Annotated in this window: 29 protein-coding genes and 2 tRNA genes; 5 read left to right on the top strand and 26 right to left on the bottom strand. The window is 47.9% G+C overall.

Annotated elements, in window-relative coordinates:
• Positions 1-21: 21 nt before the first annotated feature.
• The 11 genes from P3B99_008545 to P3B99_008495 form a co-directional block, all read right to left on the bottom strand.
• On the bottom strand, positions 22-279 hold the full coding sequence (locus tag P3B99_008545) for a hypothetical protein (GenBank protein ID WYJ07244.1): 258 nt from the start codon (positions 277-279) through the stop codon (positions 22-24).
• A 121-nt stretch (positions 280-400) separates the two neighbouring features.
• A complete protein-coding gene (locus tag P3B99_008540) occupies positions 401-802 on the bottom strand; it encodes a DUF2513 domain-containing protein (GenBank protein WYJ07243.1) in 402 nt (133 codons plus the stop codon).
• Between the two features lie 52 nt (positions 803-854).
• Complete coding sequence (locus tag P3B99_008535; GenBank protein ID WYJ07242.1) at positions 855-2,636, bottom strand: terminase gpA endonuclease subunit; 1,782 nt, start codon at positions 2,634-2,636, stop codon at positions 855-857.
• Positions 2,637-2,651: 15 nt separating this feature from the next.
• Positions 2,652-3,347, bottom strand: a complete 696-nt coding sequence (locus P3B99_008530) for a methyltransferase domain-containing protein (GenBank protein ID WYJ07241.1) — start codon at positions 3,345-3,347, stop codon at positions 2,652-2,654.
• A 22-nt stretch (positions 3,348-3,369) separates the two neighbouring features.
• Entirely contained in the window at positions 3,370-3,699 is a 330-nt protein-coding gene (locus tag P3B99_008525) for a type II toxin-antitoxin system PemK/MazF family toxin (GenBank protein WYJ07240.1), read from the bottom strand.
• Entirely contained in the window at positions 3,689-3,919 is a 231-nt protein-coding gene (locus tag P3B99_008520; GenBank protein ID WYJ07239.1) for a type II toxin-antitoxin system RelB/DinJ family antitoxin, read from the bottom strand. Before P3B99_008520 ends, P3B99_008525 begins: the two co-directional genes overlap by 11 nt.
• A gap of 42 nt (positions 3,920-3,961) precedes the next feature.
• Positions 3,962-4,363, bottom strand: coding sequence for a hypothetical protein (locus tag P3B99_008515; GenBank protein ID WYJ07238.1), 402 nt, complete (start codon positions 4,361-4,363; stop codon positions 3,962-3,964).
• A gap of 14 nt (positions 4,364-4,377) precedes the next feature.
• Positions 4,378-5,889 (bottom strand): ParB N-terminal domain-containing protein, encoded by a 1,512-nt coding sequence (locus P3B99_008510; GenBank protein WYJ07237.1) that lies wholly within the window; start codon positions 5,887-5,889, stop codon positions 4,378-4,380.
• Positions 5,886-6,524, bottom strand: coding sequence for a ParB/Srx family N-terminal domain-containing protein (locus tag P3B99_008505; protein WYJ07236.1), 639 nt, complete (start codon positions 6,522-6,524; stop codon positions 5,886-5,888). The genes P3B99_008510 and P3B99_008505 overlap by 4 nt, the downstream gene beginning before the upstream one ends.
• A 23-nt stretch (positions 6,525-6,547) precedes the next feature.
• The gene (locus P3B99_008500) at positions 6,548-6,964 is read right to left on the bottom strand and encodes a hypothetical protein (GenBank protein WYJ07235.1); all 417 of its coding nucleotides are present in this window, start codon (positions 6,962-6,964) and stop codon (positions 6,548-6,550) included.
• 342 nt (positions 6,965-7,306) lie between these two features.
• A complete protein-coding gene (locus P3B99_008495) occupies positions 7,307-7,924 on the bottom strand; it encodes a hypothetical protein (protein ID WYJ07234.1) in 618 nt (205 codons plus the stop codon).
• A gap of 178 nt (positions 7,925-8,102) precedes the next feature.
• Between P3B99_008495 and P3B99_008490 the strand changes: the two genes are divergently transcribed.
• On the top strand, positions 8,103-8,378 hold the full coding sequence (locus tag P3B99_008490; GenBank protein WYJ07233.1) for a hypothetical protein: 276 nt from the start codon (positions 8,103-8,105) through the stop codon (positions 8,376-8,378).
• On the opposite strand, the gene P3B99_008485 is transcribed toward P3B99_008490, so the two are convergent.
• The 11 genes from P3B99_008485 to P3B99_008435 all read right to left on the bottom strand — a co-directional run bounded on the left by P3B99_008485 (position 8,375) and on the right by P3B99_008435 (position 14,761).
• Positions 8,375-8,989 carry a hypothetical protein gene (locus P3B99_008485; protein WYJ07232.1) on the bottom strand — a complete coding sequence of 205 codons (615 nt, stop codon included), beginning with the start codon at positions 8,987-8,989 and terminating at the stop codon, positions 8,375-8,377. The genes P3B99_008490 and P3B99_008485 overlap by 4 nt on opposite strands.
• Before the next feature lie 226 nt (positions 8,990-9,215).
• Positions 9,216-10,271: a hypothetical protein gene (locus P3B99_008480; protein ID WYJ07231.1), complete on the bottom strand. Its 1,056-nt coding sequence runs from the start codon at positions 10,269-10,271 to the stop codon at positions 9,216-9,218.
• 45 nt (positions 10,272-10,316) lie between these two features.
• Positions 10,317-10,388: transfer RNA gene (locus P3B99_008475), tRNA-Met, on the bottom strand.
• A gap of 6 nt (positions 10,389-10,394) precedes the next feature.
• Positions 10,395-10,991, bottom strand: coding sequence for a DUF3102 domain-containing protein (locus P3B99_008470; protein WYJ07230.1), 597 nt, complete (start codon positions 10,989-10,991; stop codon positions 10,395-10,397).
• 4 nt (positions 10,992-10,995) lie between these two features.
• Entirely contained in the window at positions 10,996-11,517 is a 522-nt protein-coding gene (locus P3B99_008465; GenBank protein ID WYJ07229.1) for a hypothetical protein, read from the bottom strand.
• Positions 11,514-12,263 carry a hypothetical protein gene (locus P3B99_008460; protein ID WYJ07228.1) on the bottom strand — a complete coding sequence of 250 codons (750 nt, stop codon included), beginning with the start codon at positions 12,261-12,263 and terminating at the stop codon, positions 11,514-11,516. The genes P3B99_008465 and P3B99_008460 overlap by 4 nt, the downstream gene beginning before the upstream one ends.
• Entirely contained in the window at positions 12,202-12,819 is a 618-nt protein-coding gene (locus tag P3B99_008455; protein ID WYJ07227.1) for a hypothetical protein, read from the bottom strand. Before P3B99_008455 ends, P3B99_008460 begins: the two co-directional genes overlap by 62 nt.
• A 12-nt stretch (positions 12,820-12,831) precedes the next feature.
• Entirely contained in the window at positions 12,832-12,969 is a 138-nt protein-coding gene (locus P3B99_008450) for a hypothetical protein (GenBank protein WYJ07226.1), read from the bottom strand.
• Between the two features lie 9 nt (positions 12,970-12,978).
• Positions 12,979-13,386, bottom strand: coding sequence for a DUF669 domain-containing protein (locus P3B99_008445; GenBank protein WYJ07225.1), 408 nt, complete (start codon positions 13,384-13,386; stop codon positions 12,979-12,981).
• A gap of 11 nt (positions 13,387-13,397) precedes the next feature.
• The gene (locus P3B99_008440) at positions 13,398-14,348 is read right to left on the bottom strand and encodes an AAA family ATPase (protein ID WYJ07224.1); all 951 of its coding nucleotides are present in this window, start codon (positions 14,346-14,348) and stop codon (positions 13,398-13,400) included.
• The gene (locus P3B99_008435) at positions 14,345-14,761 is read right to left on the bottom strand and encodes a hypothetical protein (GenBank protein ID WYJ07223.1); all 417 of its coding nucleotides are present in this window, start codon (positions 14,759-14,761) and stop codon (positions 14,345-14,347) included. The genes P3B99_008440 and P3B99_008435 overlap by 4 nt, the downstream gene beginning before the upstream one ends.
• A gap of 547 nt (positions 14,762-15,308) precedes the next feature.
• Between P3B99_008435 and P3B99_008430 the strand changes: the two genes are divergently transcribed.
• The 3 genes from P3B99_008430 (at position 15,309) to P3B99_008420 (ending at position 18,708) form a co-directional block, all read left to right on the top strand.
• The gene (locus tag P3B99_008430) at positions 15,309-16,472 is read left to right on the top strand and encodes a hypothetical protein (GenBank protein ID WYJ07222.1); all 1,164 of its coding nucleotides are present in this window, start codon (positions 15,309-15,311) and stop codon (positions 16,470-16,472) included.
• Positions 16,420-17,475 (top strand): hypothetical protein, encoded by a 1,056-nt coding sequence (locus P3B99_008425; protein ID WYJ07221.1) that lies wholly within the window; start codon positions 16,420-16,422, stop codon positions 17,473-17,475. Before P3B99_008430 ends, P3B99_008425 begins: the two co-directional genes overlap by 53 nt.
• A 132-nt stretch (positions 17,476-17,607) precedes the next feature.
• Positions 17,608-18,708 carry a hypothetical protein gene (locus P3B99_008420; protein ID WYJ07220.1) on the top strand — a complete coding sequence of 367 codons (1,101 nt, stop codon included), beginning with the start codon at positions 17,608-17,610 and terminating at the stop codon, positions 18,706-18,708.
• Between the two features lie 242 nt (positions 18,709-18,950).
• On the opposite strand, the gene P3B99_008415 is transcribed toward P3B99_008420, so the two are convergent.
• The 4 genes from P3B99_008415 to mutL all read right to left on the bottom strand — a co-directional run bounded on the left by P3B99_008415 (position 18,951) and on the right by mutL (position 24,413).
• Positions 18,951-19,027 (bottom strand) — tRNA-Asp (locus P3B99_008415).
• 168 nt (positions 19,028-19,195) lie between these two features.
• Complete coding sequence (locus P3B99_008410) at positions 19,196-20,479, bottom strand: carbohydrate porin (protein ID WYJ07219.1); 1,284 nt, start codon at positions 20,477-20,479, stop codon at positions 19,196-19,198.
• Between the two features lie 252 nt (positions 20,480-20,731).
• Positions 20,732-22,444 (bottom strand): hypothetical protein, encoded by a 1,713-nt coding sequence (locus P3B99_008405; protein ID WYJ07218.1) that lies wholly within the window; start codon positions 22,442-22,444, stop codon positions 20,732-20,734.
• Positions 22,445-22,505: 61 nt separating this feature from the next.
• On the bottom strand, positions 22,506-24,413 hold the full coding sequence (gene mutL, locus P3B99_008400) for a DNA mismatch repair endonuclease MutL (GenBank protein WYJ07217.1): 1,908 nt from the start codon (positions 24,411-24,413) through the stop codon (positions 22,506-22,508).
• Between the two features lie 126 nt (positions 24,414-24,539).
• Between mutL and P3B99_008395 the strand changes: the two genes are divergently transcribed.
• A complete protein-coding gene (locus P3B99_008395; GenBank protein WYJ07216.1) occupies positions 24,540-25,913 on the top strand; it encodes an SGNH/GDSL hydrolase family protein in 1,374 nt (457 codons plus the stop codon).
• Positions 25,914-25,984 lie beyond the last annotated feature (71 nt).

The raw sequence follows: 25,984 nt of genomic DNA, 5'->3' as shown, positions 1-25,984 counted from the left end.
TGGCAATTTTCCTCCGCAGCGTCATTGGATAACTCCTCCGACTACGCCGCTTAGGAAAATTCGGCGGTTTGTTTTGGGGTATTTTTCGGGCGCGAGAAGTTCCAACGCGTCCATTATGCCGTTGAACTTCTTCTCGATTTCCGAAAGTGCTATGCGCGAATACGAGCTTCCGCTATCTGAAGCCGATTGAAGATATTTTTCCCTTTCGGCTTTTACCCGAACAAGCAAAGCCTCAAGCTCCGCCACTGTATACCCGCGTGTGTAAATGTAATTGGACATACACACTCGGCAAGTGTCAAAAATTTGCTAAATACCGATGCGGATAAGGTCGTAAACGGTTTAGTCGCTTACGACCTTATTCATGTCATCTCATTTTATCGAAATGCGAACAAAAATCTGATCATTTAAAGGACATTAAGATATTTAAGGCTAATCCTGGAATTTGTTTTAACGTTTCAACACTTATTTCTTTTAACAACACCTTAGATTTGTTCCATATTGTATCATTTTTCAAAGATTCCAATAATTGAGCTCCTAATAGCGTAATTCTCGTCCCAACAGAAGAATTTATAATTAAATCTCCATTCATTCCCGTTGATATTCCAAAATCATCTGAAATACATTCAACGAATCCTCCATCTTTCAAAATATTTAAATGAAATCTTAGCTTTATAATTTCTCTACCATGAGACATACTTATATTAAGTGATTTCATCAAATAATTAAGAGATGGATAGTCGTTATTATCACAATCTTCCAGAGAATCTAATATTTGTTTTATGTAATCAATTTCAATCTTCATAAAATGAAATTTTAAAGAATATAAATTTATGTCAACATAATTTTAGTTTATTTCAAGTTGCTGCATTCCCCACAATCTTCAACATCAACGCGCCTGCACAGTTCATAGCTTCACAGTCGAGGTAGTGGTTGGGTCGGTTGCCGATTTGCTCCCATATCCACGAGTTGCCCTTTTTTATGCGGTGTTCGGACTCCATTTGCTTTAAATAGTCTTCGGAAATATCCGTCGGAACTTCCCAAGTTGCGCCGTCGGCGGGATTCTGGTTTCGCCTGATTCTCGCCAAGGTGTCTTTTACGTTGAGGTTGCTCCAAAAATGCATACGGCACTTAACGTAGCGCGAAATAAATATGTGCTTTACGGGAGAGTAAAACCGCAAAACCGTCTTGCCGTTCGGAAGTCTGTGGAAGAAGTTTGCCCTGTTGTCGCCCATAAGCGCAATCCAATTCCGTTCTCCGCAATGCTTGTATACCTCGAACGAATTATACCCTGCGTCGACAAACACAAGGTTGTTCAAAATTTTAAAACGCTTTTGGATTTCCTCTATGTCTTCCCACGTCAACACCTTTTCGTGCCATAGAAGACGGCTCGAACCGTTAATGCTCCAAGCGCGGACGACCAAGTAAAAGCAGTTCATCTGAACGTCAACCGACATTATGCGAAGTGGCGCGATAACCTCGTTTTCGGCAAAAGGCGGAGCGATGATTTCGCCGAGCTTGTTGAAGCCCGCTTCATCGCCCCAAGCGTCGCCCGAATTGTAGCTGCCAGATGCGATTTCAAGGCGATAGTCTTCGGCAAATTCCCTCCAAGCAAGCGCGAGACGTTTCTGGTAGAATTGTTGAAGCAAGGAACTGTCGCCTTTTCTCGCGGCAATTTTCGCGCGAAGGTAAAGCTCGGCAAGCTTACCCCAACTCATCGAAGCAAGCGCATTCCAATGAAAGCCCACGTTTTCTTTTGAAGCGTTTGGGTTAAGCGCGATAAACTTTCCGTCTTTGTTTAGAATGCGCCTCATTCTGTCGGAATCTTCAAAATATTCTCCGCATTCGGGACATTTCAAGGCGGTTGAATGGTTGATTTTTGAAAAGTCGTATTCGCCGTTTTCGTCTTTGCAGTCGTCGTCCCACTCAATATTTTCCCACTTGTAGGGAATGTATTTGCCGCATTTGGGGCACTTGTAGTGCCATTCGCGCATATCGGTTGTTTCAAATTTGCGGTGGGTGTCGTCGTTTTCCTCTCCGCCTTGCGACATAAATACGCATTTGCCGAGCCACCCGAAAGCCGTAGTTCGCGCCTCCGCTTCCGCCATATGTCCGACTGGCCATCGCCAAGTTTCGTCTCCGAAAAGCCAGCGGATTGAACGGCGTTGGAGGTTGGTCTTGTTATACGCGCCCAGCAGCCAAAGCGTCATCCCGTTTGAAAAATGGATTGTGCAGTTGCGCTGTTTATTCTTGTTTTTCGGGAACAATTTCTTTACTGGTTCACAGCTTTCAAAAAGTTTTTGCAGGCGGCTTTCAGATTCGTCTTTTGCGTCCTCGTCCGTCTGGTCGAGCCAAAGGCAAGGTCCAGGAAGGTTTGCGATTATGTAGCAAAGCGTAAGCTCGGGGCTTGTAGTCTTCGAGCTTTGAACGGCGGCGATAATCGAGACGAGGCGGATTTTCGGGTCTACGATAGCCTCCATAACTTCGCGTATCCACGGCGAATTTTCGCTTCTGAAAGGTCCTGGAAGCGGCGAATACGGAATGCTTTTTATGTGGTCTTCGCACCAACGCCAAGGCTCACGGCGGTCGGCGGGAGTCCAAGCGTCCCTTAAAATTGATGAAAGCGGGTTGCGGGGCATAAGCAGAACTTCCGCTCATTTCGTGAGCAGCCAGCCGCAGAACTGCGATTCTTTGAAAACTATTTCCGAATTGAATCCGATAGCGCAGAATTCCGCTTCGTTGTCGGCTACGGTTTTGGGATACATACAGCCTCTCAGGGCTTTTGCCTTGTTGATAATTTGCTCGGAAGAAAAGCCGTTTTTTGCTTTCATTTCCCAATAGAGCTGTTGCAAAATGTCCTGCATTTGCGAGGTAGAGCCGAGAACTTTCTCGACGACGAACATTCCGCCGCAATTTTCAATGCTGTGGAATATGCGCTTTAAGAGCGCGTTCCGCGCGTCTGGGCGCAGAAATTGCAATGTGTAAAGCGAAACCGCGTAGGAAAAATTGGGCAGAACAAACGGCTTTTCGAGGTCGGCAAAAGTAATGTCTACGCCTTTTGTTTTCGCCTGATTTATCATCGCCTGCGAATTGTCATAACCGATGAGATTGAGCGTTTTCGAATGGCGGCGTTTTATTCTGCGCAGGGTTTCGCCTGTGGAAGCCCCGAAGTCTACAACCGTTGAATCGGGGTATGTGAACCAGTCGGAAAATGTCTCCGCCAAATCCTGAACGTGAACGTAGTTGGGCACGCTCTTTCTGACGTGCTTGTCGAATTCGGGAGCGACGTGCTCGTCAAATACCCAGTTGCTCTGCCGCGAAATAATCCTGTCGTCCGTATGTAATTCCATACAAGACGGCGGAGTGTCAAAATTAGAGATTCAAAAGTTTTTTAATTTCAGATTTTACATTATTAAAATCTGTTGCAGGCAGAATGCCGAGTTTTCTTGAAAGGCAATTTTTATCCACGCTTGCCAATCCTTGAATATTGATTGCGGAAGGCTTGGGCAACCACTTGATATGTGTAATGTCAATTTCGCCATTACAACCCCGTATTTGCGATGTAAGCGGAGCTACAATTACGAGCATTCGCGAATCGTCGGGATTTGGATAATAAAGGATAAGAACTGGGCGAATTTTCCCAATCATTCCTAAATCGGCAATCCATATTTCGCCAGCCCGAGGTTTTTGCTTAGTATTCACCGAGAGCCTCGTTCCAGATTTTACCCTGTTCTTCGTTTGATAGCAATCTTTCAGGTTTTGTCGTAACCATAAAAGGCAAATCATCCCTAAGGTCTACTTGGGAAATGAAAATATTTATGGCATCCGACATTTTCAATCCGAGACGTGAAAATACCTTTTCGGCTTTCTTCGCCTTGCGAGAATCAACTCTCGCCCTTATCAATGTTGTTTCTTCTTTCATAGACATGAATATGCTCAAAAGTGCTCAAAGATGTCAAGAACATTATCGGAGGTTTACGATATTTCTAAAATCTTTTTCGCTTAATGATTTTATTCCATATCGTTCATACATCGCCCGCGTTTTCAGATTGCTTTCAATTCCGAAGAAGTCCGCGCTATTTTTGCCGTGTTTCGGGAAAATATACCGCAACAATAGGTCTTTTTTGATTTCGGGAGGGGTAGCGGAAATTTCCGCAAAATATGCTTCCTGCGGTTGCCAATTTGTCTGAGAGAAAATCCTTTCAAGCGTTTGTTCTTTGTATCGAATAGGACGCGCAGTAATAAGGATTGCGTATTTATCCCGCAGAAAGTCAACAAGCCACTTGCGGTATGTTTCCCGTTCAATCTGTTTTGAAAACGGCGTAATGCGCGCGCGGTTCTCCCCATTTCGGGGAATTTCCCACAAGCGTGTAGTTTAAATCAACCAAGTATTTCATAGCGGTGCTTGAATGCCGAAATTGCCTCGTCTACCAATCCCATACGGCTACCGTCAGGATACGGGAGGTCAAACTCAAATCTCAATGCTTCTTCGAGGCGTTCCCACGGAATGCGCCTTACATTTTCGCACTTGGCGTTTACGTTGCCTGTCATTTCCGAAATCTGAACATTTCTAAAAAACGGAGAAAAGAGTTCGTAGAATTCCTTTTTTGTGTGGTATTTCTGAACTTTCGGCTTGTCCTGAAAATCGCCAATACGAACTCCCGATTCGTATTCAAGTCTAAATGCGATATTACCCGCATTCGACTCATTATGAAAGGCCTTGCCGTTTACCTGCCTATAACCAGTCTCCGCCGTTGACGAAGCGCAGGCGTAAAGCTTTGTGAAAGGTCGGCACAATGCCGCGCATATGCAGACTATGTGCTCTCTATCCCTTGCGAACGGAACGGAATTTAATACGCTTGAAATAAACACGCTCGTAAAATCCTTGCCATCTCCGACGGCTTTCAGGAAATCTCTCGATATTGCCAAGGACTTTTCTTTGTCGATTTCCGAAACGCTTATGTGATACGGCTCAAACGGAACGCAATCAAAGCCCGCGGACTTCAAAATATTTGTCTCCGTAAGGTGTCCCGCGCCGAAATCGAGAATGGAATTGCCGTGTTCTCTGCGCCATTTCGCCTGTTGCGAGTTGTCGAAAATATCGAAACTATGGCAGGGCTTGTTGCCGTGAACGGCAAACACAAAGCCGTGCCCCAACTCTTCGCGAACTCTGCGGGCGCGTCGGAACGAATTATAGCGAAGCAAATCGGCGTAGCGCGTGTGAATGTCGAATTCCATCGTAAGCAGGTTCATCATAGCGTCCGCGAATTTGGCTTCTTCCTCTGAAATATATACAACATCACAAGTATCCGCCTTGAGTTCGGCGAGCATTTCCAAACGCCCAATACCGTTTATAACCTTGCCGTCGGGAGTACAGACTATCGGCATAATAATGCCAGCCTTGCGGAGAGTCCTTGCAATACTCTTTGCGTATTGAATCCATCTGCCAGAATTTATCTTGCAAAGTTTTGCCACCGACACATTGGCAGGATAAGCGCAACGGAAAAATTCCTTGCTCTCCAGCTCCTTGTCTTGAATATTTTCGGCGAGTTCCGAGAGATTTAGACTTTCCAAAATGCGCTTAGCCTTTTCGGGTGTCTGGCAAATATCGCCGTCGTTTGTGGCGCGGTTAAAGACTATGTTCAACGCCTTGCGCTTATCCAATTCCATCGGCGGGATTCTGAAAACGGGAACGTTTTTCACGCCCATTCGCGTTGCCACAAAATGGCGTTGGTGTCCCGAAAGAATTTCGCCGTTTGCGTCGGCGTAAATGGGCGCGATAAATCCCAATTTGCGAAGCGAAAGCTCAATCAAATCAAGCCGCTTCGGATCGGCGGTTCGCGGATTGTAGGTTGACGGGTTTACCGCCGAAAGAGGCTCAATTTTTATCATATGGAAAGCCTCCTGCGAAGTTCCGCAATTACCGATTCCTTGTCGAACCCGACTTCCTGCTTTAACTTGTCAATCCATACCCCGAAATCTTCCTGACTTATGCGGAATCGGTAGTTCCCAGCCTGAATTGTGACTTCCGACTGGGTAAGCTCCTTTTCGGCTTCGTCTTTAAAATCGGGAGTTTTTTCGCCAAGAAGAGCGTTCAAATCGGTGGGTTCAAAGCCTGCTAAGATTGTATCGAAGCTCGTTTCCTTGAAGCCGTCTACGATGTCTTGAAGCCCGTTTAAGTCGAGCGACGAAAGCTCCGCCAAGCGGTTGTCGCCGACAAGAACGGCAAGTTCGTTGTCTTCGGAAGAAAATTTTTGAAACTCCACGGGAACGATTGAAACGCCCAATTCTTTTGCGGCTTCGAGTCTGCCGTGCCCAGCCACAATATAGCCCGAAAGCTTTGAAACTACAATCGGGTGCCGCCAGCCGTGGTAGCGGATATTTTGCGCCAGAATCTTTATCTGGTTTTGCGGGTGGGTATTTGGATTTTTCGGGTGGGGAATGAGTTCGTCAACCTTTACGAGTTTGTCGTAGGCGCACCAAACTTCAATTCCGTCCGCCAAAATGCGTGCTTTGTCTTCTGCCATACATAACGGCGGAAGTGTCAAATTTAGAGCGATATTTTGACGCCGTTTTCGTCGATTGCGGGAGTTGAATTTATTCCGTAATTTGAATATATCGCGCGGGTTTTAGGATTGCTCTCTATCCCGAAAAGCTCGTCGGGGTTAAATCTTGGAAGAATGTATTTGCGCAAGAGATGTTCCTTTTTTAGGTGTGGGAGCGTTTTAATTTCCGCGAAATACGCTTCCCGAGGCTGCCAATTTGTGAGTGCCAAAATCCGCTCGAGTGTCATTTGTTTGTATTTTACGGGGCGCGCCGTTATCAGAATTACATAGCTATTTCGCAAGATTTCAACGAGCCACTGGCGGTATGTTTCGCGCTCAATTTGAAGCTCGAACGGTCGAATTCTCGGCGCGTCTTTCTCGCGGTCGACAAGCGTCTGGTTTAGGTCGAGAAGGTATTTCATCAAAACCCTCCAAGCCTTCTCCTTGTATTGGCAATTCCGTGCGCCGCCATTGGATTGCGTTTATTGCAAATTATCGAAGCAAACCCAGCTGGCGGGATTGATTTTGTTTTGTCGTGTGTGATAATGTCGCCTTCGGGAACGGGCTTCTTATTGATTATCGAATCGACAACTTCCTTGATTATATCGACGGGGATTTCCGTTATGGAATACGTTAAGCCCGATAAATTTCGTCGTCCGACCTTTTCGCGCAAGAGCGTTATTGCGGCTTTTCTTGAAGGACATTGGAAACGCCCTTCGTATATTACGCGTTCGCCGGCAGTGCAAAATATGTGGTAGAAATTATTACTCGGCATAGCCGAATCCTTTCATAATGCGGGAATTCCAAGTTGTCATTGCGGTTTCGATGGAACTGTAAACTTTTCCTCCGCGACGTTTGGAATTTGTATCCCTCAAAACCTGTTCGACAAATTTTCTCTCGCCGACTTTCTCGATGAATTGCCCAGTAAACGGTTCGGATTTCATCTTCTCGATTAGTTGCGCTATCCATCGAGATTTTCGCGTGCCGATGTTTAGATTCTTCCAATCATTGTCGGATGTGGGTTCGTCAATCTTAACGTTTTCTTCGGGAAAGCTTTCTATTTTCGGCTCGTCGGCGTTGTCTGAAATATCGACAGTTCTACTACGGACAATCACAACTTCTTTTCCGTCGCTTGCTGTAGCGGTTAATACCTTTTCATCTTGGAACTTTTCTGGCTTGAATATTTCCGCAATATCGAGCTTTTTTACTTTCAGGATATTGTTCGGTCTGTCGCTTCCTAATTGCCCGCTTTTCGTGAGTCGGTGCAGAACCATTTGTTCTTGGGTTTCCTCGACTACCGCCCAATATCCGACTGCCTTCGCGGGGAATTTATAGCGTTTTGCCTGTTCTTCGGTGATTGTCATTGTATCGTATTGATTCATATATCTTGCCTTTGTTCTTGTTGGTCTATGTTGTTAATAATAACATAGTTGGATAATATACGCAACATTTTTCTTCGGTTTTTTATTGTGAAAACGACAAATAAAACCGTTGCGAATTGTCATAAAATATGGTATAATAATAAGATGAACAACCGACAAAAGAGAAAGGTAAGACACAATGAACCAAAAGTTTGAACTCGGGCAGATTGTTGCGACAACTACGCTTTTTAACTACTGCAAAGAAAAGAGATATTTGCTTCTCCCATATCTATTGCGCCACGCGAATTGCGATTGGGGTTCAATATGCGAAGAGGATAAGAAAGAAAACGACGAATCATTGGAAAATGGCCGTCGGCTTCTAAGCCAATACGAACTTCCCGACAAAACGAAATTCTGGATAATCACCGAAGCCGATAGAAGCTCAACTACAATGTTGTTTCCAGAAGACTATTAAGATTCTTCAATATCGACAGGCTCTTTGATTGACTCTGCCGCGACGGAAAGCGCGGAATAGGTTTCGTCCAAAACTTCCTGCATTTTCTCACGAATCTGAATTGCGTCAAGGGTGGTAAGTATCGGCGGAAGTTCGTTTAAAAATCGGCTTTCGAGAATGTTTCTGATTTGTCCGATGTGCATAGTCCAAACTTCACGGACTTTTTCAATCGGCACATAAGTTCCTTCCATCACTTTCAGCTTAATTTCCGCCTGTTTTACCTCAGCAAGCAGTTTTCGCGACTTCAAAACCTCGTCTTCTGGCGTGTCGGCTTCTTTCAGTCCGTTCTTCTTGATGAACTGCCTCCATTTGGAAATATTGTGTTTGCCGTTCGCGGTAGGTTTGGGCGAGCCCTTAATTTTGCGCCAATTACCGATAGTTCTACGTGAAACTCCGAGAATTTCCGCAAGATCAACGACAGATTCGGCGTATGTTTTGCTAATTTCGGATTCTCCGTTTTGCACTTCGATAAGTGCGCGTTCAGAACTTGTGAGAGTTTTTCCTGCGGCAACTTTCTTTGCGATATTTTGGAGATTGGCTTCAAGAATCCTGTTTTTTATGTTTTCGTCCATATAGAAAAGAAAACTGTCAAAAGTGGGAAATATTTTGCTGATTTCCCACAGATTTCCCGCAATAAAAAAAGCCCGCAAACACCGATTTTACGACACTTGCGAGCTTGCTATTTCAAAAAAAGTGGGAAATTCAAAAATTACCTGTCGTAAGAAGAAAGCGGTCTGCCGAACGTCCCTGCCGTATGTCGTTGGTTAATAGATTCCTTTGAGGTTCCCTGTAATCATTTTAAATCAATTCTTTGAAGTATGTATGTTCGTTCGCTTTAACTGCGATAAGTCTTTCAAACACTTCATTCGCAAAAGATGACAATACCTGAGGAGTAAGGTAATCAAATGAAGTTATAGATCTTCTATAAACTAAAAGTCTCCAAACATTATCAGTTAATTCCCCGTCTAAATTACTCTCAAAACCTAGCAAGATTAAATCGTTTACAATTTTTCTAAAATTTTCGTCATTCTGTAAGAGAGATTTTTTATCTTCATGAACATCAAAAAAGAAACTTATCTCTGGAATGCTATCTTGTTTAAAATTTATCAGGTGATCGTATGTATCCCAATAATACGCTAAAGCTCCGAATTGACCATAAGTATTCTCATTTTCGTTCCCAAATTCTGCTCCTCGTCTCCCCCATTGATCTTTATAAGAAAAGACCATCTTTTTATAAAGTCTGTTAATATCACTATTAAAGTAGTCCTTAAATGTATTAAAAATCTCTCGTATTTTTCTATCAAAATTCAATTTTTGAAAGTCACAAAAGATTTTTATATCTTTACTGTTAAGTTCACATAATGTTTCAAATTCACCGCTTTGTTTTCCATATTCGACAAAATTAGAAATGATAAAATCATTTTTGTAATTTTCCGTTAAGAATGTAGCAAATTCGCTCCAAGTCTTAAAAATAATTCTTTTATCGTTTATTTCATCTACTATTTTTCTATCTGTTATTCGTGGCGTAGTTACCAAGAGTAAAACATCTTTGTCGCGACCACTTAAGTGTCCAATCAGCTGCTCGGATTTTAATCCTCTGCGATTTGTTTTATTTTCATATAATATTGTAATTTTCTTGCCATTTGCTATGACATCAAAACTTCCATCTGGATTTGTCTCTCCTCCACCATACACGGTTTGAATATTCTCAATAGGTTTTTCTTTGTCGGCATTTAATCCAGTCAGGAAATTAACAATTTTTTTATCGTTCAGATATTCAAGTACAGATAAAAAATTATATGTAAGTTTATTTTCGGGTTGTTGATACGAATTTAAAAATATGTTCGTTTTCATTCTTTAATTTTGAATAAAAACATAAGAAGTTTCAAGTGAAATTGCGTGCAGGGGGCGGAATCGAATCGCCAATCTTCGGGTTATGAGCCCGATGTCCTACCGTTAGACCACCCTGCAAAAGCATTATTCGCCAGCTCCGTCTTGTAGGTCGAGAAGTTCGTTATAGATTTTCACCCACGGACGGAGTTCGTTTATCAGAAGCCCGCGAATATTCGGCTGCCAATTTTCAATCGGGTCGTGCTCAGTGCGCTTTTTATACCAAAGGACAAGGGCGTCAATATGGCGCGTAAACGTGATTGTAGCCTCGGATACACTCGCGTTTACATCGGGCTTCTTCGGCTCTGGAATTACCCCCGCCGCAATGTAGGCTTGCGTTAACGTCTTGGGCGAACCGTCGAGAAGCTTTGAAACACATTCGGAAGAAACAGTCGGCAAATCCGAATCCGTATTCGTTTTTGAAGAGTCTTCAAGCTCGCAGACCTTGCGGGAAAGGCGCATATACTTTTGCGCGGTTCTCTCGGAAATACTCGGGCAATTTTCTTTAAGCCAGCCGAGCCACGCGCCGTGCCCGACGGATTTTTTCTGGTCGTTCAAAAGCCTGCCGCACTCGACGGCAATGGATATTGCCTGCGAGGCTGTATCCTTTGCCTGTTTCGAGAACAGTTCGGCTTGGGTGTAAAGTTCGTTGATTTTTGAAGCGATTGAAAGTTGCGTCTGCATACCATTAGCGGCGTGTCAAATTTTTTAGCCGCGCATTGCGGTATGCCCGACACGCTTTTTCGCTACGCATAAACGACGACGGTGACAATCCCAAAAGCTTTTGCCACGATTTTACGCGGACGGAAAATGCCGCCTTCGTAATGCCGTATTGCGCGGCGATGGCGGTTTCGGTTCTGCCTTCGAGGCTCGCCATACCAAGCGCGAATACGAGCGCGTCGCGGTCGATACTGGCACTCCGAGCACTCTTGTGGGCTTGCAATCGGGCAAATACCCACGAAAGCAACTGCGCGCCATAGGCTTTCGCCTTCTCTTCGACAATCTCGGCGATGGAGTCGACGTCGCACTCAGCATCCAACGCGTCATAGTCAAATTCAACGCCCATTTTTGCAAAAATTACGGTATCGTCGGGCGTATTTGTCTGATAGTCGATTAAAGGCTTGTCCAGCCCCGCTTTGGCGAGCTTTTCGCGCTTCGACTGCGAAAGCCCATTAACCCAGTTTGAATATGTTTCCGCGTATGAAGTCATTTTAAATTCTTTCTTGGCGATAGGCATACCGCCTCGTTAAATTCGATGAGTCGGCGGTAGAACGGCGCGAAATTGTCCATATCGCAAAAGCGCGATTTTAGCGTTTCGCCGACGTAGTTTGTCGTAATTATTGTTGGCAGACATCTCGAAATTCTGCATTCGAAGATGTTGAAAACGCTTATCTCGAAACGCTCGGTAAATCTTTCTTTCCCGAAATCGTCGATGACAAGAAGCTTTGCGGCGCAAATCTGTTCTATAAGCGTTGAATAGGTGGTCTTATTCCCACCGAATGCCGATAGAATCGCGCGTTCGAGTTCACCCGCATAGAAAACCTTCAAAGAGCGTTCAATGCCGTAGAGCTTTTCGGAAATAAGGCGTATCAAAAGTAGCGATACGCAACGCGTTTTCCCGCAGCCAGTTTTTCCGTGAACAATTAACCCGCTCGGAGACTTTTTAGCGGGATTCCAGCCGAGAACTTTTTCCACATTATTGAACCTGTTTGCAAGCAGGACAGCGTCGCTGTTGGCGTAAATCGGGCGGATATATTCGGCAATGGTTTTGTCGATTTTCCCGCCGTATTTATCGCGATAGTCGGAAATATCCCTGCAAGACTGCGAACAGAAGGCGTCGCCGTTTATGTAGTAAATTGCGTCGGCTCCCAAGTCTTTTCCGCATACAATGCACTTAGAAGCCGTTTTCGTGCATTGCGTCAGTCGTTCCAGCTCTTTGATGTTGTCCGAATCCATTGTATCCTCCTTCCTTGTTTTTAAGTTCCCAAGTGCGGACTGCGGCTTTCCAATCCTTCATTTTTGTCTTGCCGACAATCCAACCGTTGGAATCGTAATACGCCACAAACCGCGCGGGATTGACCGAATAGCCTTTTTCGGCGACATACGCGGCAACCTCTTCAATCGTGGGCTTTGCGAACGCAGGCTTTTCTTTTTTCTTTATTTTTTCTTTTACAGGGTTTTTGTCTTTTTCATTGTCCTTGTCTTTATCTTTGTCTTGGCATTCAATGCTATCGTTTGATTGCGTTTGCTTTCGTTCCGATGCGATTGCTTGCCAGCGCATTTTCGAGGCGATTCTGTTTTTCTCGCAACGTTTCAAATAGGCTTCGTCGTCGCGCCTGAACTGGTTTTCAAGCGACCACCAAACGACTTCCGCTCCCTTGTCGGAAAATTCGAATATATCGCCGTTATTGCGCGCGTCCATCGCCGCGAAAATTTCGGTCTGACCGACTGGCGAAAGCTTCATAATGATTTTCACCGAATCGGGGAAAAGTCTCAGATATTTGTTTTTCATCTAAACACCCTTTCAGAATGTTACGGAAGCGGTGAGAATTGCCGCCGAAATCCAGTAGATAAAATGCCGCCAGTCTCCGTCTTGGACGGCGTATGTAAGCGCCGCCAAAACGTCCAACGCAATCAAAATAGAGGGAAATAATTTGCTCATAACATCCTCCTAAAACGGGCTGTTTTCGGACGAAATCACTCTTCTTGCCTCCTCCGAAAGGCGCGAAATTTCCGACGGCTCTACGCCTGAATTAGAACCGATGCGGTTGATGTATTTGACATCGAGAAAGGTTCTGCCATTCTCCGATTCGCGCTCGGCTACGATAATTCTGCAACGTTTGTCGAGCACACTGGATTCAATATTGCCGAAATCTCCGTCAAAATCGAACGCGTCGCGGAGCTTCTTTACAGAATGCTCAATCGCCTTGTCGGTAAGGTATAAGCGGGTGTAAATACATTCGCCGTCATCGGTTTTGAACCCGAGCGACACGAAGAATTTTCCCGTATTTTCGGATTGTCTGACTTCGGCAAAAATTACGGTTGTTTCGTATCTGCCTTCATTTGAAATTTTTCTCATAATATTTTCTCCTATTTTTCAGATTGTGTGCTTTCGAATGCTTCAATGGCTTTTGCCACAAATTCGTTTGGTCTTTTCAGTATTTGCGAGACTTGGTCGGGACGCAGGTTCTTCCATGTTTCGTCGGGTTGAATCCAGCCCCAAGAGCGCAGGGCAAAGTTAGCTTCCTGCGAATGTGTGCCTATTACGGATTCCAACTCGGAAGAAAACGACATAGGGATTTCGTCGTCGGAATTTTCGGCTACCGCAACCGCTTCGGGCAGGGCGGTATTTTTCGCGTTCCCAAACCTCCAAGAGTTGAGCATTTTGCCCGTTTCTTCGGTTATTTCCGAAATATTGCCGTCGAACATTCGCGTTCTGTCCTTTGACGCTACCGCTTTGTGATTCATATCCAAATCGAACACGAGCGAGAACTCGAACTCGATTCCGTCGCGCATAATTGGGGCAAGCCCGACTTTACGTATGGACTTTTTGCCTTTTTCGTCGATGTCTATTGCGTAGTCCATCTTCGAGCGCATACAGCATATGATGTGGAGTTTCGACGAAAGCACAGCCTGCAAAATGCTTTCAAATTTTCCGCCTGCCGCCGCCCAGTTTGTGTAGGAATTTCCGCCGCGCATATCGAGCTTGCTTTTGTAATCCAAAATAGCCTGCCAAACGTGCGAAAACGAATCTATGATAACGCAGTCATACTTGTTTTCAACGGCATCGGTGATGGCCGTTATGAATTTGTCTTCGGTATAGGGCGGCTCGACAACGCATACGTCGAAGTCGAACGTATCGGCATACAATAACGACGAAGAATTCTCCGTATCTATTACGGCAATTCTGCCGTTGTCTCCTACGAGTCCGCGCGCAAGGCGCAATGCGGCGGTGGTTTTGCCCGAGCCGCTCGGGCCCGTAATTGCGAGTTTAAGATAAACCGCGCTTTTATTCGCTTTTTTGAATGAGTTATGTTTCATCTGATTTCTCCAAGTCGAACTCCTTTGCCGATAAAAACGGATTTGATTTCGGGCTTTGGCAAACACGGGCGTTCCGCCCAATTAGGAATCGGTTTCGGCTTGCGCCTGTTCTTTGGCTGAAGCGTTCTGCCGTTTTCGTAATCGAGAACCGACGCCCGCAAAACGGCAATCGGTTTTCTCGGCTTGCCGTTCGCGCCGCGAAGCAGAGTAAGGTTGTGTTCGTTTATGATTTTGTAGACGCTGCTTTTTTCATAGCCCCACCTAACCATAAGTTCTTCAACAGAAAACGCCTGCTTTGCGAACGTGTCACCGACACGCTCAATCAACTGGATTAGAAGGTCGTTTTGCGTGCGGATAATATCCTCCAAACGCGAAACTCTTTCGTCCAAATTGATGTCGGGTTTTACTTCCATTTTTTCTCGGTGCGTTTCCCGTCAGCGTTTGCGGATTTTGGGATTTTCGGTAAAACGCGAAGTTCTTGTTTTTGTGTAGAACCGCAATCGCACACTATGGAAGCTGACAGTCATATCCCGACTTTTGTCCTATTGTTATCTTTCTAACAACCAGTGTAATATAAAAATAAAAACAGTGTAATCCGCTAAAAATCTCGGGTTGGTGTGTCCTATCGAAGCCCGAATTTCTCCCCAAGCAAGGCGGTGTATTGATTTGCGAACAAGCGACATAAATTTTTCGAAAAAACTTCTTGCAATCGCTCTAAAAAAATCCCCTAATCGCGACCATCGAAAGGAACAGATTTTTCTTCCTTTGGATTATGTCGGCAATCGGGGAAACCCTTTGCCCACTCTGTCGGACATTTTTCAGCCGATTAGAGTGTGTGCGCCGCGAGGCGCAAGGACCACCTCCTTTTTCGTTCCGAGGTATATTCAGTACAACGAAGCAGAACAACGCACGGTCTCGTGCCACTCACATTACAAAATTAACTGAAAGGTCTTATGAAAAATGGCTACATTAAAGTCTTTTATTGCGCCCACGCTTTTGAGGAAGCTGGGGACTGCAAATAACGAACTACTGTTCGTTTCTCTCAAAGATTCCCTGCAAAAGTTTGAAATCTGGAACGAAGAACACGGTAAAACCTGCTTTGACTATTCCAAGCTTGCAAAGTATCTTTACGACAACTGCCCAGCCGACATTGGGGAAAAGTTATACCATTTGCATACTATCGCAAAGCCCGAGCTTCGCGAATTTGTGGAGAATCATTTGCGCGAATTGGGCGTAGCTGTAAACCCGAACGACAATTTGTATGAGTTGGCGTTCAAGCTTGTTTGTGCCGACAAAACATACAGGCATTGTCAAATTATAGAATCACTGAAAACAGCGCAGGAAGCCCACTACTATATAAGTTTTCGCCCCACGAAGTTTCAAAAAACGCCGCCGCTTGATGGCTTTCAAGTAGAGCGTTTGCGAATGCTCTTGTGCGGGTATTTCAAGACAAACACGGGGCTTTCTTTTGTGGAAATCCATTCGCATAAGATTGGAAGATTCGCCTACTACTGCATATTTCATGCAGCAAATATCAGGGTCGAAAACGCCGTAAACGATTGCGACGAAGAATCGCTTGTCCGCTATCATCCGCAGAATATGGACATTTTGCGCCTCGATTACCAAACGGGGGAACTTTCCATTTATACCCGCTACACAAGCAAACGTCTTTCTGAAGTCTACAATAGCCTGTTCGCGGAAGTCTTGGGCGGCGGAGTGATGTATGTTCTTAACGGCAAATACAATCTCCGCAAATTGAAATCCTACGATGTATTGGCTCTCGGCGAATTTGCGGCGGAAATAAAAACGGTAAGGGTTGCCGCGTATACAGAACTCAAAGACGGATGTAGGCTTTCGTATAGCGGGTTTGTGAACTTCGCGTTTTTCGATACGATGGAACGCGACGATTCGGAAATTGTTTCGGCTACGTTTGAATTCACGTTTATTGGGTCTGACAGGAAATACAGGGCGACAATTTCAAATGCGTATCGCTCGAAAATTCAGACAGGTTGCGACGAAGAACTCGTCGAAAGATTTTTCGTAAGTAAAGGGTTAATAAGGGATATGTCTTATGAAGAACTTGAAATATTGGTGGCAAACGGCGCGAAATCTCCCTCTTTGTAATTTACAGTGGCGCGAACTGCTTGGCGAAAAGAAGAAACGGTCCTTGGAGAAAGTCGGCGCGTTGCAATATTCGCCAAACGGAGAGTGCGTTTCTGAAATCTTCATTGGTGAAACTTGCTACAATGTTTCGCAATGTCAAAGTGGATATGTTGCAGTAAACGAGTTTGGCGACTATTTTGAAATGTCCGCAACCGGCGCATTGCGAGTGTCGTTCAATAAAACGGCGTTCGCGCGTCATATCTCGCGGATTCTGGGAATTTCGGACGATGTTTCGCAGCTTGGGAAAAGTCTTGGGAAATTCAGTGGATACGATTGCGACGGATTTTATCTCGGCAATTCGTCGGCGGGGAAAGTGTTTTTCTATTTCTCGAAGCCGAAGTTCATTGAATATACAAAGTCCGTTTTGAACGGAGAAGTCCCAGTCGTGATTTATTTTGATGAAGTCGACCGCGAAACGGAAATGTTCATCGCCGAAAATCGCGGAAGAACCGTAGCATTGGAATCGGTAATAGATTTCGGCGTGGACGGATTCAAAGACAGCGGTAAGTTCCGCCAGCATTCCGCAAGAACGAAACGGTCAAACAATACGGCATTTTATTCTTGGCAGGGAACAAACTTGCCGACACCCGCAAATTTGACGCTTGGCGCGCTTAGTATGGATTTAGTTTCTCCGTCTGAAATAAAAATTGCCTACGGCGCAAAGTCGCTCAGGGCGCATTATGCGGATATTTCGATTTTCAAAAGCAACGATACAAGCGAAGTCAGTTTCAGCTGGAAGGTCGTTTGCGCGTGCGCGTTGCGAAAGGATTTGCTCGGATACGACACAAGGAATCTGCCGCGATACACAAGCCGCTTGAATGCTAAATTCAGGGATTTTTTCGGATTCCCAGAATCGGCGTTTAGTTGCAAAGAAGGCGTTATTTCGGCAAATTTTCCAATCACCGCCCGCGAATATAAATCAACGCGCATTTGCTCCCAGATTTTTGACGGAATTTTGCAATAGATTGTTTATAATAATCTTGTAAATATCAACAAATAGTTTTATAATATAAGAACTATGGCACATATTACAAAATCATACTGTGAAGGTCGCAAAGCTCCGTTCAAGGTAGCTTGGCGAGTAAACGGACAAAGATTGGCAAGATTCTTCGAGACATACGATGCCCGCGAAGAATTTATCAAAACATACGACTTCTTGGAGGAGTATCAATTTGAAGCCCTGCTTAAAATGACGAAGTCCGAAATTAGCGAAGTCGCCCAAATAAAAGCCGCAAAAGGCGACGACATAACATTTCGTGACATCTGGCATTTCTGGGTAGAAAACCATAAGACGAGGGAACTCATCACGACGTTCGACGCCTGCAATAGCTACATATTCGCATTGAAAGACGCCGAACGCCCCAGAAGCCATATCGTGAGGGTTAGACGCATTCTCGAAATGTTTTGCGAAACTTTCGGCGACGTTTTCTTGGACCACATATCGCGAAAGGAACTCGTAGCTTGGATAAACAAACTGCCATATAGCGGGCAGACGAAAACAAACTACAAAGACATAATCCGCGCGGCGTGGTCGTATTTCGACGACAGGGAATGGCTGAGCAAGAATGTCGCCGTGAAGCTGCCCGTAGAGCGCATAGTTCGCGGTGAAATCGGGATATTGAAAGTGGAAGAGGTAGAACAACTGCTTCGGGCAAACGAAAACTACGACCCAGAAATTTGCGGACTTATGGCGTTGGGGCTATTCGCAGGAATGAGAAGTTCCGCCATAACCCGCGTGGCGTATGAAGAAATCAACTTCAAGGAACGCGGAATAGAAACGCCTGCGGGAAAGACAAAGAAGAACCGCCGCCAGTTTATCGAAAATCTTCCAGACAACCTTTGGGCTTGGCTGGAACGAACACCTCCGAGCGCATTTACAATGTGCGAAAGAAAGTTTAAAAGACGCAGAGAATTGGCGTATCCCAGGGCAGGACTTTTAGTGAGTGCAGAAGACGTAAAAAAAGGATTGGCGGACAAGGTAAAGTTTCCGCCGCACAACGCATTTAGACACAGCTTTGTGAGCTATCACGTCGCGCTTCACAGGAACTTTACCGACACCGCGCTCATAATATCGCACAGGCATACGGATATTTTATTCGAGCACTATTTGGGCGTCGCAAAGCATGACGACGCGGTGAAATACTTTAACATTTATCCGTCGGACTATGTAAAACCAGAAACTGTAAACGCCCAATAAACATTCCGAACTCAAGTCCTTTGTGATTCTCGCAAAGGGCTTTCTGTTGCCTGCAAAAGGGGCAGTTCAATGGTGTCGCCACTTTGTTCGGCGCAGACTCAGTTGCCGTGCAGTTGTCGTTTTATTGGAAATTGGTTATTGTTTTAATCTGGCTATCAACAAGTTGAAATTTGGCTATGGAAAGCCACAAAAAAAGGCTGACTCGCAACTTACTGCAAATCAGCCTTTTTTATTCTTTAAAGTGGCGGGATGGACGAGACTCGAACTCGCGACCTCCTGCGTGACAGGCAGGCGTTCTAACCAACTGAACTACCACCCCAGTGGTTTAAAATATTATGCCCTTTAACATACATTTTAGAGAGGGCTTGTCAATGCGAAATTTAAAAAAATTTTTCATCTCCCAGTCTCGCCCTCTTAAATGTCTTTCTGTTATTATAATCCGTTTGTGTCCTTCTTTCGTTGCGGGGCTTTTTCAGCCCCCGTCTGGCTAAAACGACACTATCAGTTGTCCGCCGACCACGAGGGCATCGTCGATTCCGCTATTGCCATAGGGTCTCATTATATACTGAAAATCTGGCTGTATTGATACATTTTCGTTTAATTGCATGACGTATGTTATTTCTATCATGTTTTCGTATGTCGCCTCCTGAACTTTATTAAGTTCGTAGCTGAACCACCCGTTTGCGAAGGCGACGCACAAGCCGTCGTTTTCCCTTTTCGGAACGAAGCCCTGCAACTGGAAGCCCCCGTAGAGCATTAGCGGCATTGTCGAAATCGAATTTACCGGCGCGACCTGCGCGCCCGCGAAAACCGAAACGTACTTATTCGGATTATCCCTTTCGGCCCAAATTTGCTGCTGGCCGTGCGCGTAGAATCCGTAGCCGTTGCCGCGCGAACCAGTGCTGCCGTCGAGGTACGGCATGTCGAAGCCGCCGAAGAACCATGCGCCGATTTGGTATGTTCCCGAAAGTCCGCCTGAGCCGTCCGACTCCGCGCAGAATGTCGGGTTCCACGCAATTTGGAACATCGCCATATAGCCGTCGTCCGACTGTATGCGCCAGTCGGTTCCGCTCCACGTCGTAGACTGCACGTTTTGCGGAATTTGATAAATCCCCGCGCAGAGGCTCAGGTTTTCGACGGTTTCGTACTTGACGCTCGCGCCCCAAGTTGCGACGGGCGACGAGGTGAACGGGCTGTTGCCGAACATCGACGCCGGCGTAGAGTCGAACGCGCCGCTTACGAGGCTGCCGAAAATCGGGAGCGAGTTGAAGCTGTCCGCCATCGCGATTCTGCCAAGACGCACGGTTGCGGAATCGCCGTTTGCCAAGTCGATTTTCTGCGCCAGATAGAGTTCGAAGAACATGCCGCCGTCAACCACCGACGACTCCGAGACCGTGAAGAAATTTCCTATCGTGTTCGACAGATTTCCGCCCGCATTGTACGCCCCCGAAACCACGAGCGTTGCGCCTTTCCAGCCGACGACTTTTTCGAGGTCTCCGGTGATGCCGTAAATCATTTCGTGGGTGTAGTTGGTGCCCTGCTCCGCCCCGCCGTAGGGGTTTGTGAGCAGAACGGCGTAGTAGTCGAAGAAGGGCTTGAAGCCCGTTTCGTTTTTCACGTCGGACTGCAATTTCGAGACGCATTCGGAAAGCTGGTCCAAGCCGAAATTTCCGAACGGGAGGGGTTCTGCGGACGCCTCCGCGAACGCCGCGATTGAAAAACATGCCGCGGCGGCCGCCGAGCACGACAACTTATTTTTTATATTTTGCATCTTTTTATATCGGTTAATATCCGCGCTTGTCGGCGGTATTTTTCTAATCGTCCCGAATGGAAAATTTTAAAGTTTTGAAAAATCCGTTTAAGCGGAAAAATTTTGTCCGATATAGAAAGCGTGTGTATAGTTGTATTAGTGTTGTTGTAGTGTTGCGGTCGTCGTGAGACGACATAAAAAAAGGCGTCCGAATTAGTTTCCGTTCGGACGTCTTTTTTTGCGTTTTCAGGATTCTGAAAGCCCAGATTCAGGCTATTCAACATTGTTATTTATGAATACATTTTGATTTTTGCGCTCTAAAATTGTCTTGCGAACGTTTTCGAATTTGTTGCCCGAAATGTAGAGTCCGTCCGCGCCCGCCGCGTCTATTCCGACGTTGCAGTCCGAGAACTCGTTGCCGCCGATTACGACGTTTTCGATATACGGCGCGGTTTCAATCGGAGTCTTTTGGGAAGGCTGTATGCGCACGGCGACCGCCGCCGACGCGCCGTGGCGAGCCGACCAGCCGCAAGAGACGAACTTGTTTCCGCAAATGTACGCGTTCTTGGAAACCACGCCCTCCACCTCGGCAATCGCGCCGCCGACGCACACTGCGGGGTACATGATGTGGTCGAAAGTGCAGCCCGCGATGTTTGCGTTGTCGTTGCGGATAAGGCTAGCGCACCCCGCGATATTTTTGAACGTTGAATTAATGAGAACGTAGGAGTCGAGATTCAGCCCGTAGAGGTTGCAGAGGGTTGTTTCGCCGACGAAATCTGGGACAGTCTCGACGAATTCGACCTCGTATGCGGGTTGCGAATTGCGCCCCACTTTCGTTCCGCTTTTGCGAACGCTTTTTATCGTAAGCAAAACTTCCTCGGATTTATTTTTCCAGAAGCCGGCCTTTGTCCCGACCTCGAAAACTTCGTCGTTTGAACCCGTCGGCCCGCCGAAGTCGTTGGACATAAGCAGGGCGTTTTTGCCGACTCTTCCGTAGGGGTAGACGAAAGTTCCGTGGACGTTCTGCCCGTCCCACCTGACGCCCTCGACATACATGTTTTCGACGACGGCAAGCCCGCGGCATGCGCGGATTTTCCATGCGTCGCGGCTGCCGACGTTCATTTGGCGCGAGCCTTTTTCGCGCCTGAATTCCACGTTTTTTGCGTAGATGTTGCGGCATTTGAAAGCGAGCATGCAGAAGCCTATCGAGCTTCTGACGGCGACGTTTTCGAGGCGCAGGCTGTCGCAACGCTCGAAAAGAATTTGGTGTCCGCGCCAGCCGAAATTCCACGAGAACACTTCGCCGACGGCCGCCGTCCGCGCGACTTTCGGGGAATCGAGGCGCATGAGCCTTTCCGACTCCGCGCCGATTTTCTTCATTTCGAACTCGCGCAAATTTCTGTCAACGTCGGTGCCGAAAGTCGTGCTCGGTTTGCCGACCACGAGGTTTCCCGTTTTCCCGTCCCACAGGTTGGAGCAGTAGGCGTATGTGCCGTCGAGGTACGGGTTGCCCTCGAAAACTTTTACGGTAATGCCCCTGCCGTCGTTTGCGACGATTTCGCCGCAGCTCATGTAGCGCGGAAAATTGTCGAACGCAATTCCCCTGACCGAAAGATTCGGAGAGCGCAGCACTTTGATGATTTTTCCGCCGAAGAGATTTCTTTCGGGTTTGTACCTGCGCAAAAAGACGGTCTTCGGCTCGCCGTCCGGGCCGACAGCACCGACTATCGAAAGATTCTCCGCGCCGTCGATTTCGAAAATATCACGAGTTGCGTCGCCGATATTCAAATCGTAGACGCCGGCGTCGAAGCGCACGGTCGTGGCTTTGTTGGCAACGGCATAGGCAAACGCCTTTCGGATTGCCGAAATGTCGCACTTTCCGTCGTCGGGTTTCGCGCCGAAATCGGACACGCGGATTTCCGCGGCGGAGGCGGGAAACGCCGCGCACAAAAGCGCGATAAACGCAATTATTTTCTGTTTTCTCATATGTATTTTTGATTATGCTGATTTTTGGAAAGGAGAAAGAATTCCGGCGGCGGCAAGCCCGCTACATCTGGAACATGCGCAGGATTTCGGCGTCGGAGATTTCTTTGAGCGTGGGTTTGCCATCGGGCGACGACGCGCCCGAATTTCCCGAAAGGAGTTTTGCCAGAAGTTCGGTCGCGGTGGTTTCGGTGCATGTGAAGTCCGCCGCGCCGTATCTGACCACGAGCGACCGCGCGAAATTTTCGTCCGACAGCGCGGACTTGCGCAGGGCGCGGTTTTCCTCACGCGCAATTTCGACGAAGTCGCGCACGAAATTTTCGATGTCGCCGTATTTCAGCCAGAGGGGTGCGGCGGAAATTCTGTAAAACGACTTGCCGAAATCCTCGACGACAAACCCGCAGGTTTCGAACGCCTTTCTGTTTGCCGAGAAATACTCGTCGTCGCCGCGCTCGAATTTCAGCGGCAGCGGTATCAGCAGGTTTTGCGACACCACTTTGCCGCCGCGAAGCCCAGCCAAAATCTCCTCGTATCTGACGCGTTTGAGGGCGGCGGAAACCGACATGAGAACAAGCCCCTTTGCGGTCTCGAAAATTGCGAAGCGTTTTTTCAGGCAGCCGATGTAGCGCCACTCTGCGGCGACTGCTGCTATTGCCGATTTTTGCGGCGCGTCTGCGCGTTCGGAAACGCCGCGTCCGACGGGCGCAAGCGCGGGAATTTCGCGAACGGGCGGTTTTTGTTCGTCCGAAACCGCGGGAGAAAACGCGGGCTTTTCCGCTACGGAAAGAGGTTTTGAAAATCCGCGGGCGGGAGCGGGGTCGCGCTCCGCCGCTTGCGCGGTCTCGTGATTGCCGAGCCGCGGCGCGGGAATTTCGGCCTCGCTTGCGGGCGTAAGCGCGGGCTTCGGAACCGCGGAAAATTCGGGTTCGGCGGCGGGTTCGGCCGAAAAATTTTCGCGCAGGTTCGAGTTCGATTCGGCGAGCGCGGACGAAATCGCCGCAAAGAGAAAGTCGCGCACTTGGAACTCGTTTTTTAGGCGCACTTCGCGTTTGGCTGGGTGCACGTTGACGTCAACCGTGCGCGGGTCTAGCTCGATGAAAAGGTACGCCGCCGCGAACCTGCCCTTCGGCACGAACTGCGAATACGCCTCCTTTATCGCCGAATAGACCGCCTTGCACTCCACGGGTCTGCCGTTGATAAACGCGCAGATGTTGCGCCCCGTCGGAAAAGATTCGCCCGCGCGAAGTATCGCGCCGGAGACCGCCATGCCGCCGCGCCCGCTTCGGCGCAGTTCGAAAAGCTTTGACGAAATCTCCGCGCCGAAAACGCGTTCGATTCTGTCGAGCACGCCGAGATTGCGCTCGGAGCGGAAGACGGTGCGAGAATTTTCGACAAGCGTTATCGAAAGGTCGGGCAAGGCGAGCGCGTAGAGCCTGCAAAGTTTGACGATGTGCGACGCCTCGACGTTGTCGCTTTTTAAAAATTTCCGCCGCGCAGGGACGGAGCAGAAAAGGTTTTCGACGGTGATTTCGGTGCCCGCCGCCATGCCGCAGTCGCGCACGGAATTTACACTGCCAGCGTAGACGTCGATTTCAGTGCCCAAGACCTGCGCTTCGGGTCTGGTGCGCAGGCGGAAACGACTGACACTTGCGATGGACGGCACCGCCTCGCCGCGAAAGCCGTAGCTTGAAATGTTGAAGAGGTCTTCGGGCGCGCGGATTTTGCTTGTCGCGTGCGGTTCGAGACATGTCAGAGCCTGCTGGCGCGTCATTCCGCAGCCGTCGTCCACAACTTTCACGAACGATTTTCCGCCGTGCTTGAATTCTATTTCGATGCGCGTAGCCCCCGCGTCTATCGCGTTTTCGAGAAGCTCTTTTGCGACCGCCGCTGGGCGTTCGACAACCTCGCCCGCCGCGATTTTGTTTGCGACGTCGTCGGTGAGAATGCGTATTTCTGGCGGCAGTTTTTTCATTTTCGGAAATCGGGCGCATTTTGCCGCAAGGCGCGTGTTTTCACAAGCAAATTTCGAGATTCGTGAAAAGGCATTGCAAACTTTTACGCTTAAAATTCCGTTGCGTCTGAGCGGCGGAAAGGCAGAATGGATTTGATGAAATTTACCATGCTCATTCTTGCGGCAATTGCCGCCGCCGCGCTTTCGGCGCAGACAAGGCTTGCGCCCGTCGCCGTGCGCGGGGGCGAGACAATCGCGTTCGTCGGCGACAGCATTACGCACAACGGCTACCACCAGATGTTTTTGGAATATTATTACAGCACGCGCTTTCCCGAAACAGAGCTGCAATACCTTAACAGGGGGACGGCGGGGCAGTCGGCTTTCCACCTGCTGCGCCGAATGCGGACCGACATACTCAAACCCAAAGCCGACGTTTACGTTTTGATGGTCGGCATGAACGACGTCGGCAGAAAATATTTCACGCGCGAAGAGCGGGCGAAAAACCCGAAGTGCGAAGAGGAAATCGCGCGGCTCGAAAGCGTCTACGCAGAACGGCTCGCGAAAGTCGCGGAGAAGCTTGCGGAAAATTCGCGCAGACTCTACATTTTCTCGCCGTCGATTTTCGACGAAACGCTCGAAAGCCCAACCGACTCGCACGTCGGGCTGAACGCGCGGCTCGGACGCTACGGCAAAATCTGCGAAGACGCCGCAAGGCGGATTCCCAACGCGGAATTCGTCGATATTTGGGCGGAGACGGTGCGGATAAACGCCGACTTCCAGAGCGAGGCTGGGCGCGGCAAAACAATAATCGGAAGCGACCGCGTGCACCCGTCCGAAGCGGGAGGGTTTGCGATGGCGGCGATATTCCTAAAATCGCTCGGAGAACCGGCGACGGTGTGCTCGGCGGAAATCGACAGGGAAAATATTTGCGCGGTAAACTGCGAAATTTCAAACGTAAAGCAAAGCGCAGGCGGGCTGCGCTTCGAGTCTCTCGAATACGCGCTGCCGCTTGCGCCGACGCCCGCGGAGGAAAGCGCGGCAAAATACATCGACTTCCGCAGCTCGCTGAACAAACAGACGCTTGCAGTTAAAAATCTGCCGAGCGGAAAATACGCGCTGAAAATCGACGGCAAAAAAGTCGGCGTCTTCCACTCCGCCGAGCTTGCAAGGGGAATCGACACCGCCGCGCTCGAAACCCCGCAGATTGAAGCTTCGCGCAAGATACTTGCGCTCTGCAAGAAAATCAGGCTCATAAACGAACGCCTGCGCTTCCTCGCCCACCTGCGCGAAATGTTTGCCGACAAAATCAAAGACGGCACGACGGCGGACGACGCGGCAAACGCCGTCGAAGAAATCGGCAGGACGCGGAACAATCCGTACTATGTGCGCCTCGCGCAACTCTACCGCGAGCACGCGCCGCGCGAGAATTTGCTAAGGGAAGAGCGCGAAAATGCCCGCGCGGAAATCCGCGCAATCGCCACTCCGCGAAAGCATAAATACGCGCTCGAAATTTCGGAATAGCGCGTCGGCGGGACGTCGGAATGCCGCACGGATTTCCCGCGCCGCCGCGCTCTTCCAAGACCCGCAAAATC

This window comes from Opitutia bacterium KCR 482 (assembly GCA_029269845.2).
In the GTDB taxonomy this organism is placed as follows: domain Bacteria; phylum Verrucomicrobiota; class Verrucomicrobiia; order Opitutales; family Intestinicryptomonadaceae; genus Merdousia.
This window is presented reverse-complemented; position numbering and strand designations above follow the sequence as displayed.

What these genes read in the sequence shown, in the direction of transcription:
- P3B99_008545 (WYJ07244.1), bottom strand. Translation starts at nt 279, where the DNA reads ATGTCCAATTACATTTACACACGCGGGTATACAGTGGCGGAGCTTGAG.
- P3B99_008540 (WYJ07243.1), bottom strand. Translation starts at nt 802, where the DNA reads ATGAAGATTGAAATTGATTACATAAAACAAATATTAGATTCTCTGGAA.
- P3B99_008535 (WYJ07242.1), bottom strand. Translation starts at nt 2,636, where the DNA reads ATGCCCCGCAACCCGCTTTCATCAATTTTAAGGGACGCTTGGACTCCC.
- P3B99_008530 (WYJ07241.1), bottom strand. Translation starts at nt 3,347, where the DNA reads ATGGAATTACATACGGACGACAGGATTATTTCGCGGCAGAGCAACTGG.
- P3B99_008520 (WYJ07239.1), bottom strand. Translation starts at nt 3,919, where the DNA reads ATGAAAGAAGAAACAACATTGATAAGGGCGAGAGTTGATTCTCGCAAG.
- P3B99_008510 (WYJ07237.1), bottom strand. Translation starts at nt 5,889, where the DNA reads ATGATAAAAATTGAGCCTCTTTCGGCGGTAAACCCGTCAACCTACAAT.
- P3B99_008505 (WYJ07236.1), bottom strand. Translation starts at nt 6,524, where the DNA reads ATGGCAGAAGACAAAGCACGCATTTTGGCGGACGGAATTGAAGTTTGG.
- P3B99_008500 (WYJ07235.1), bottom strand. Translation starts at nt 6,964, where the DNA reads ATGAAATACCTTCTCGACCTAAACCAGACGCTTGTCGACCGCGAGAAA.
- P3B99_008495 (WYJ07234.1), bottom strand. Translation starts at nt 7,924, where the DNA reads ATGAATCAATACGATACAATGACAATCACCGAAGAACAGGCAAAACGC.
- P3B99_008490 (WYJ07233.1), top strand. Translation starts at nt 8,103, where the DNA reads ATGAACCAAAAGTTTGAACTCGGGCAGATTGTTGCGACAACTACGCTT.
- P3B99_008485 (WYJ07232.1), bottom strand. Translation starts at nt 8,989, where the DNA reads ATGGACGAAAACATAAAAAACAGGATTCTTGAAGCCAATCTCCAAAAT.
- P3B99_008480 (WYJ07231.1), bottom strand. Translation starts at nt 10,271, where the DNA reads ATGAAAACGAACATATTTTTAAATTCGTATCAACAACCCGAAAATAAA.
- P3B99_008470 (WYJ07230.1), bottom strand. Translation starts at nt 10,991, where the DNA reads ATGCAGACGCAACTTTCAATCGCTTCAAAAATCAACGAACTTTACACC.
- P3B99_008465 (WYJ07229.1), bottom strand. Translation starts at nt 11,517, where the DNA reads ATGACTTCATACGCGGAAACATATTCAAACTGGGTTAATGGGCTTTCG.
- P3B99_008460 (WYJ07228.1), bottom strand. Translation starts at nt 12,263, where the DNA reads ATGGATTCGGACAACATCAAAGAGCTGGAACGACTGACGCAATGCACG.
- P3B99_008455 (WYJ07227.1), bottom strand. Translation starts at nt 12,819, where the DNA reads ATGAAAAACAAATATCTGAGACTTTTCCCCGATTCGGTGAAAATCATT.
- P3B99_008450 (WYJ07226.1), bottom strand. Translation starts at nt 12,969, where the DNA reads ATGAGCAAATTATTTCCCTCTATTTTGATTGCGTTGGACGTTTTGGCG.
- P3B99_008445 (WYJ07225.1), bottom strand. Translation starts at nt 13,386, where the DNA reads ATGAGAAAAATTTCAAATGAAGGCAGATACGAAACAACCGTAATTTTT.
- P3B99_008440 (WYJ07224.1), bottom strand. Translation starts at nt 14,348, where the DNA reads ATGAAACATAACTCATTCAAAAAAGCGAATAAAAGCGCGGTTTATCTT.
- P3B99_008435 (WYJ07223.1), bottom strand. Translation starts at nt 14,761, where the DNA reads ATGGAAGTAAAACCCGACATCAATTTGGACGAAAGAGTTTCGCGTTTG.
- P3B99_008430 (WYJ07222.1), top strand. Translation starts at nt 15,309, where the DNA reads ATGGCTACATTAAAGTCTTTTATTGCGCCCACGCTTTTGAGGAAGCTG.
- P3B99_008425 (WYJ07221.1), top strand. Translation starts at nt 16,420, where the DNA reads ATGAAGAACTTGAAATATTGGTGGCAAACGGCGCGAAATCTCCCTCTT.
- P3B99_008410 (WYJ07219.1), bottom strand. Translation starts at nt 20,479, where the DNA reads ATGCAAAATATAAAAAATAAGTTGTCGTGCTCGGCGGCCGCCGCGGCA.
- P3B99_008405 (WYJ07218.1), bottom strand. Translation starts at nt 22,444, where the DNA reads ATGAGAAAACAGAAAATAATTGCGTTTATCGCGCTTTTGTGCGCGGCG.
- mutL (WYJ07217.1), bottom strand. Translation starts at nt 24,413, where the DNA reads ATGAAAAAACTGCCGCCAGAAATACGCATTCTCACCGACGACGTCGCA.
- P3B99_008395 (WYJ07216.1), top strand. Translation starts at nt 24,540, where the DNA reads ATGGATTTGATGAAATTTACCATGCTCATTCTTGCGGCAATTGCCGCC.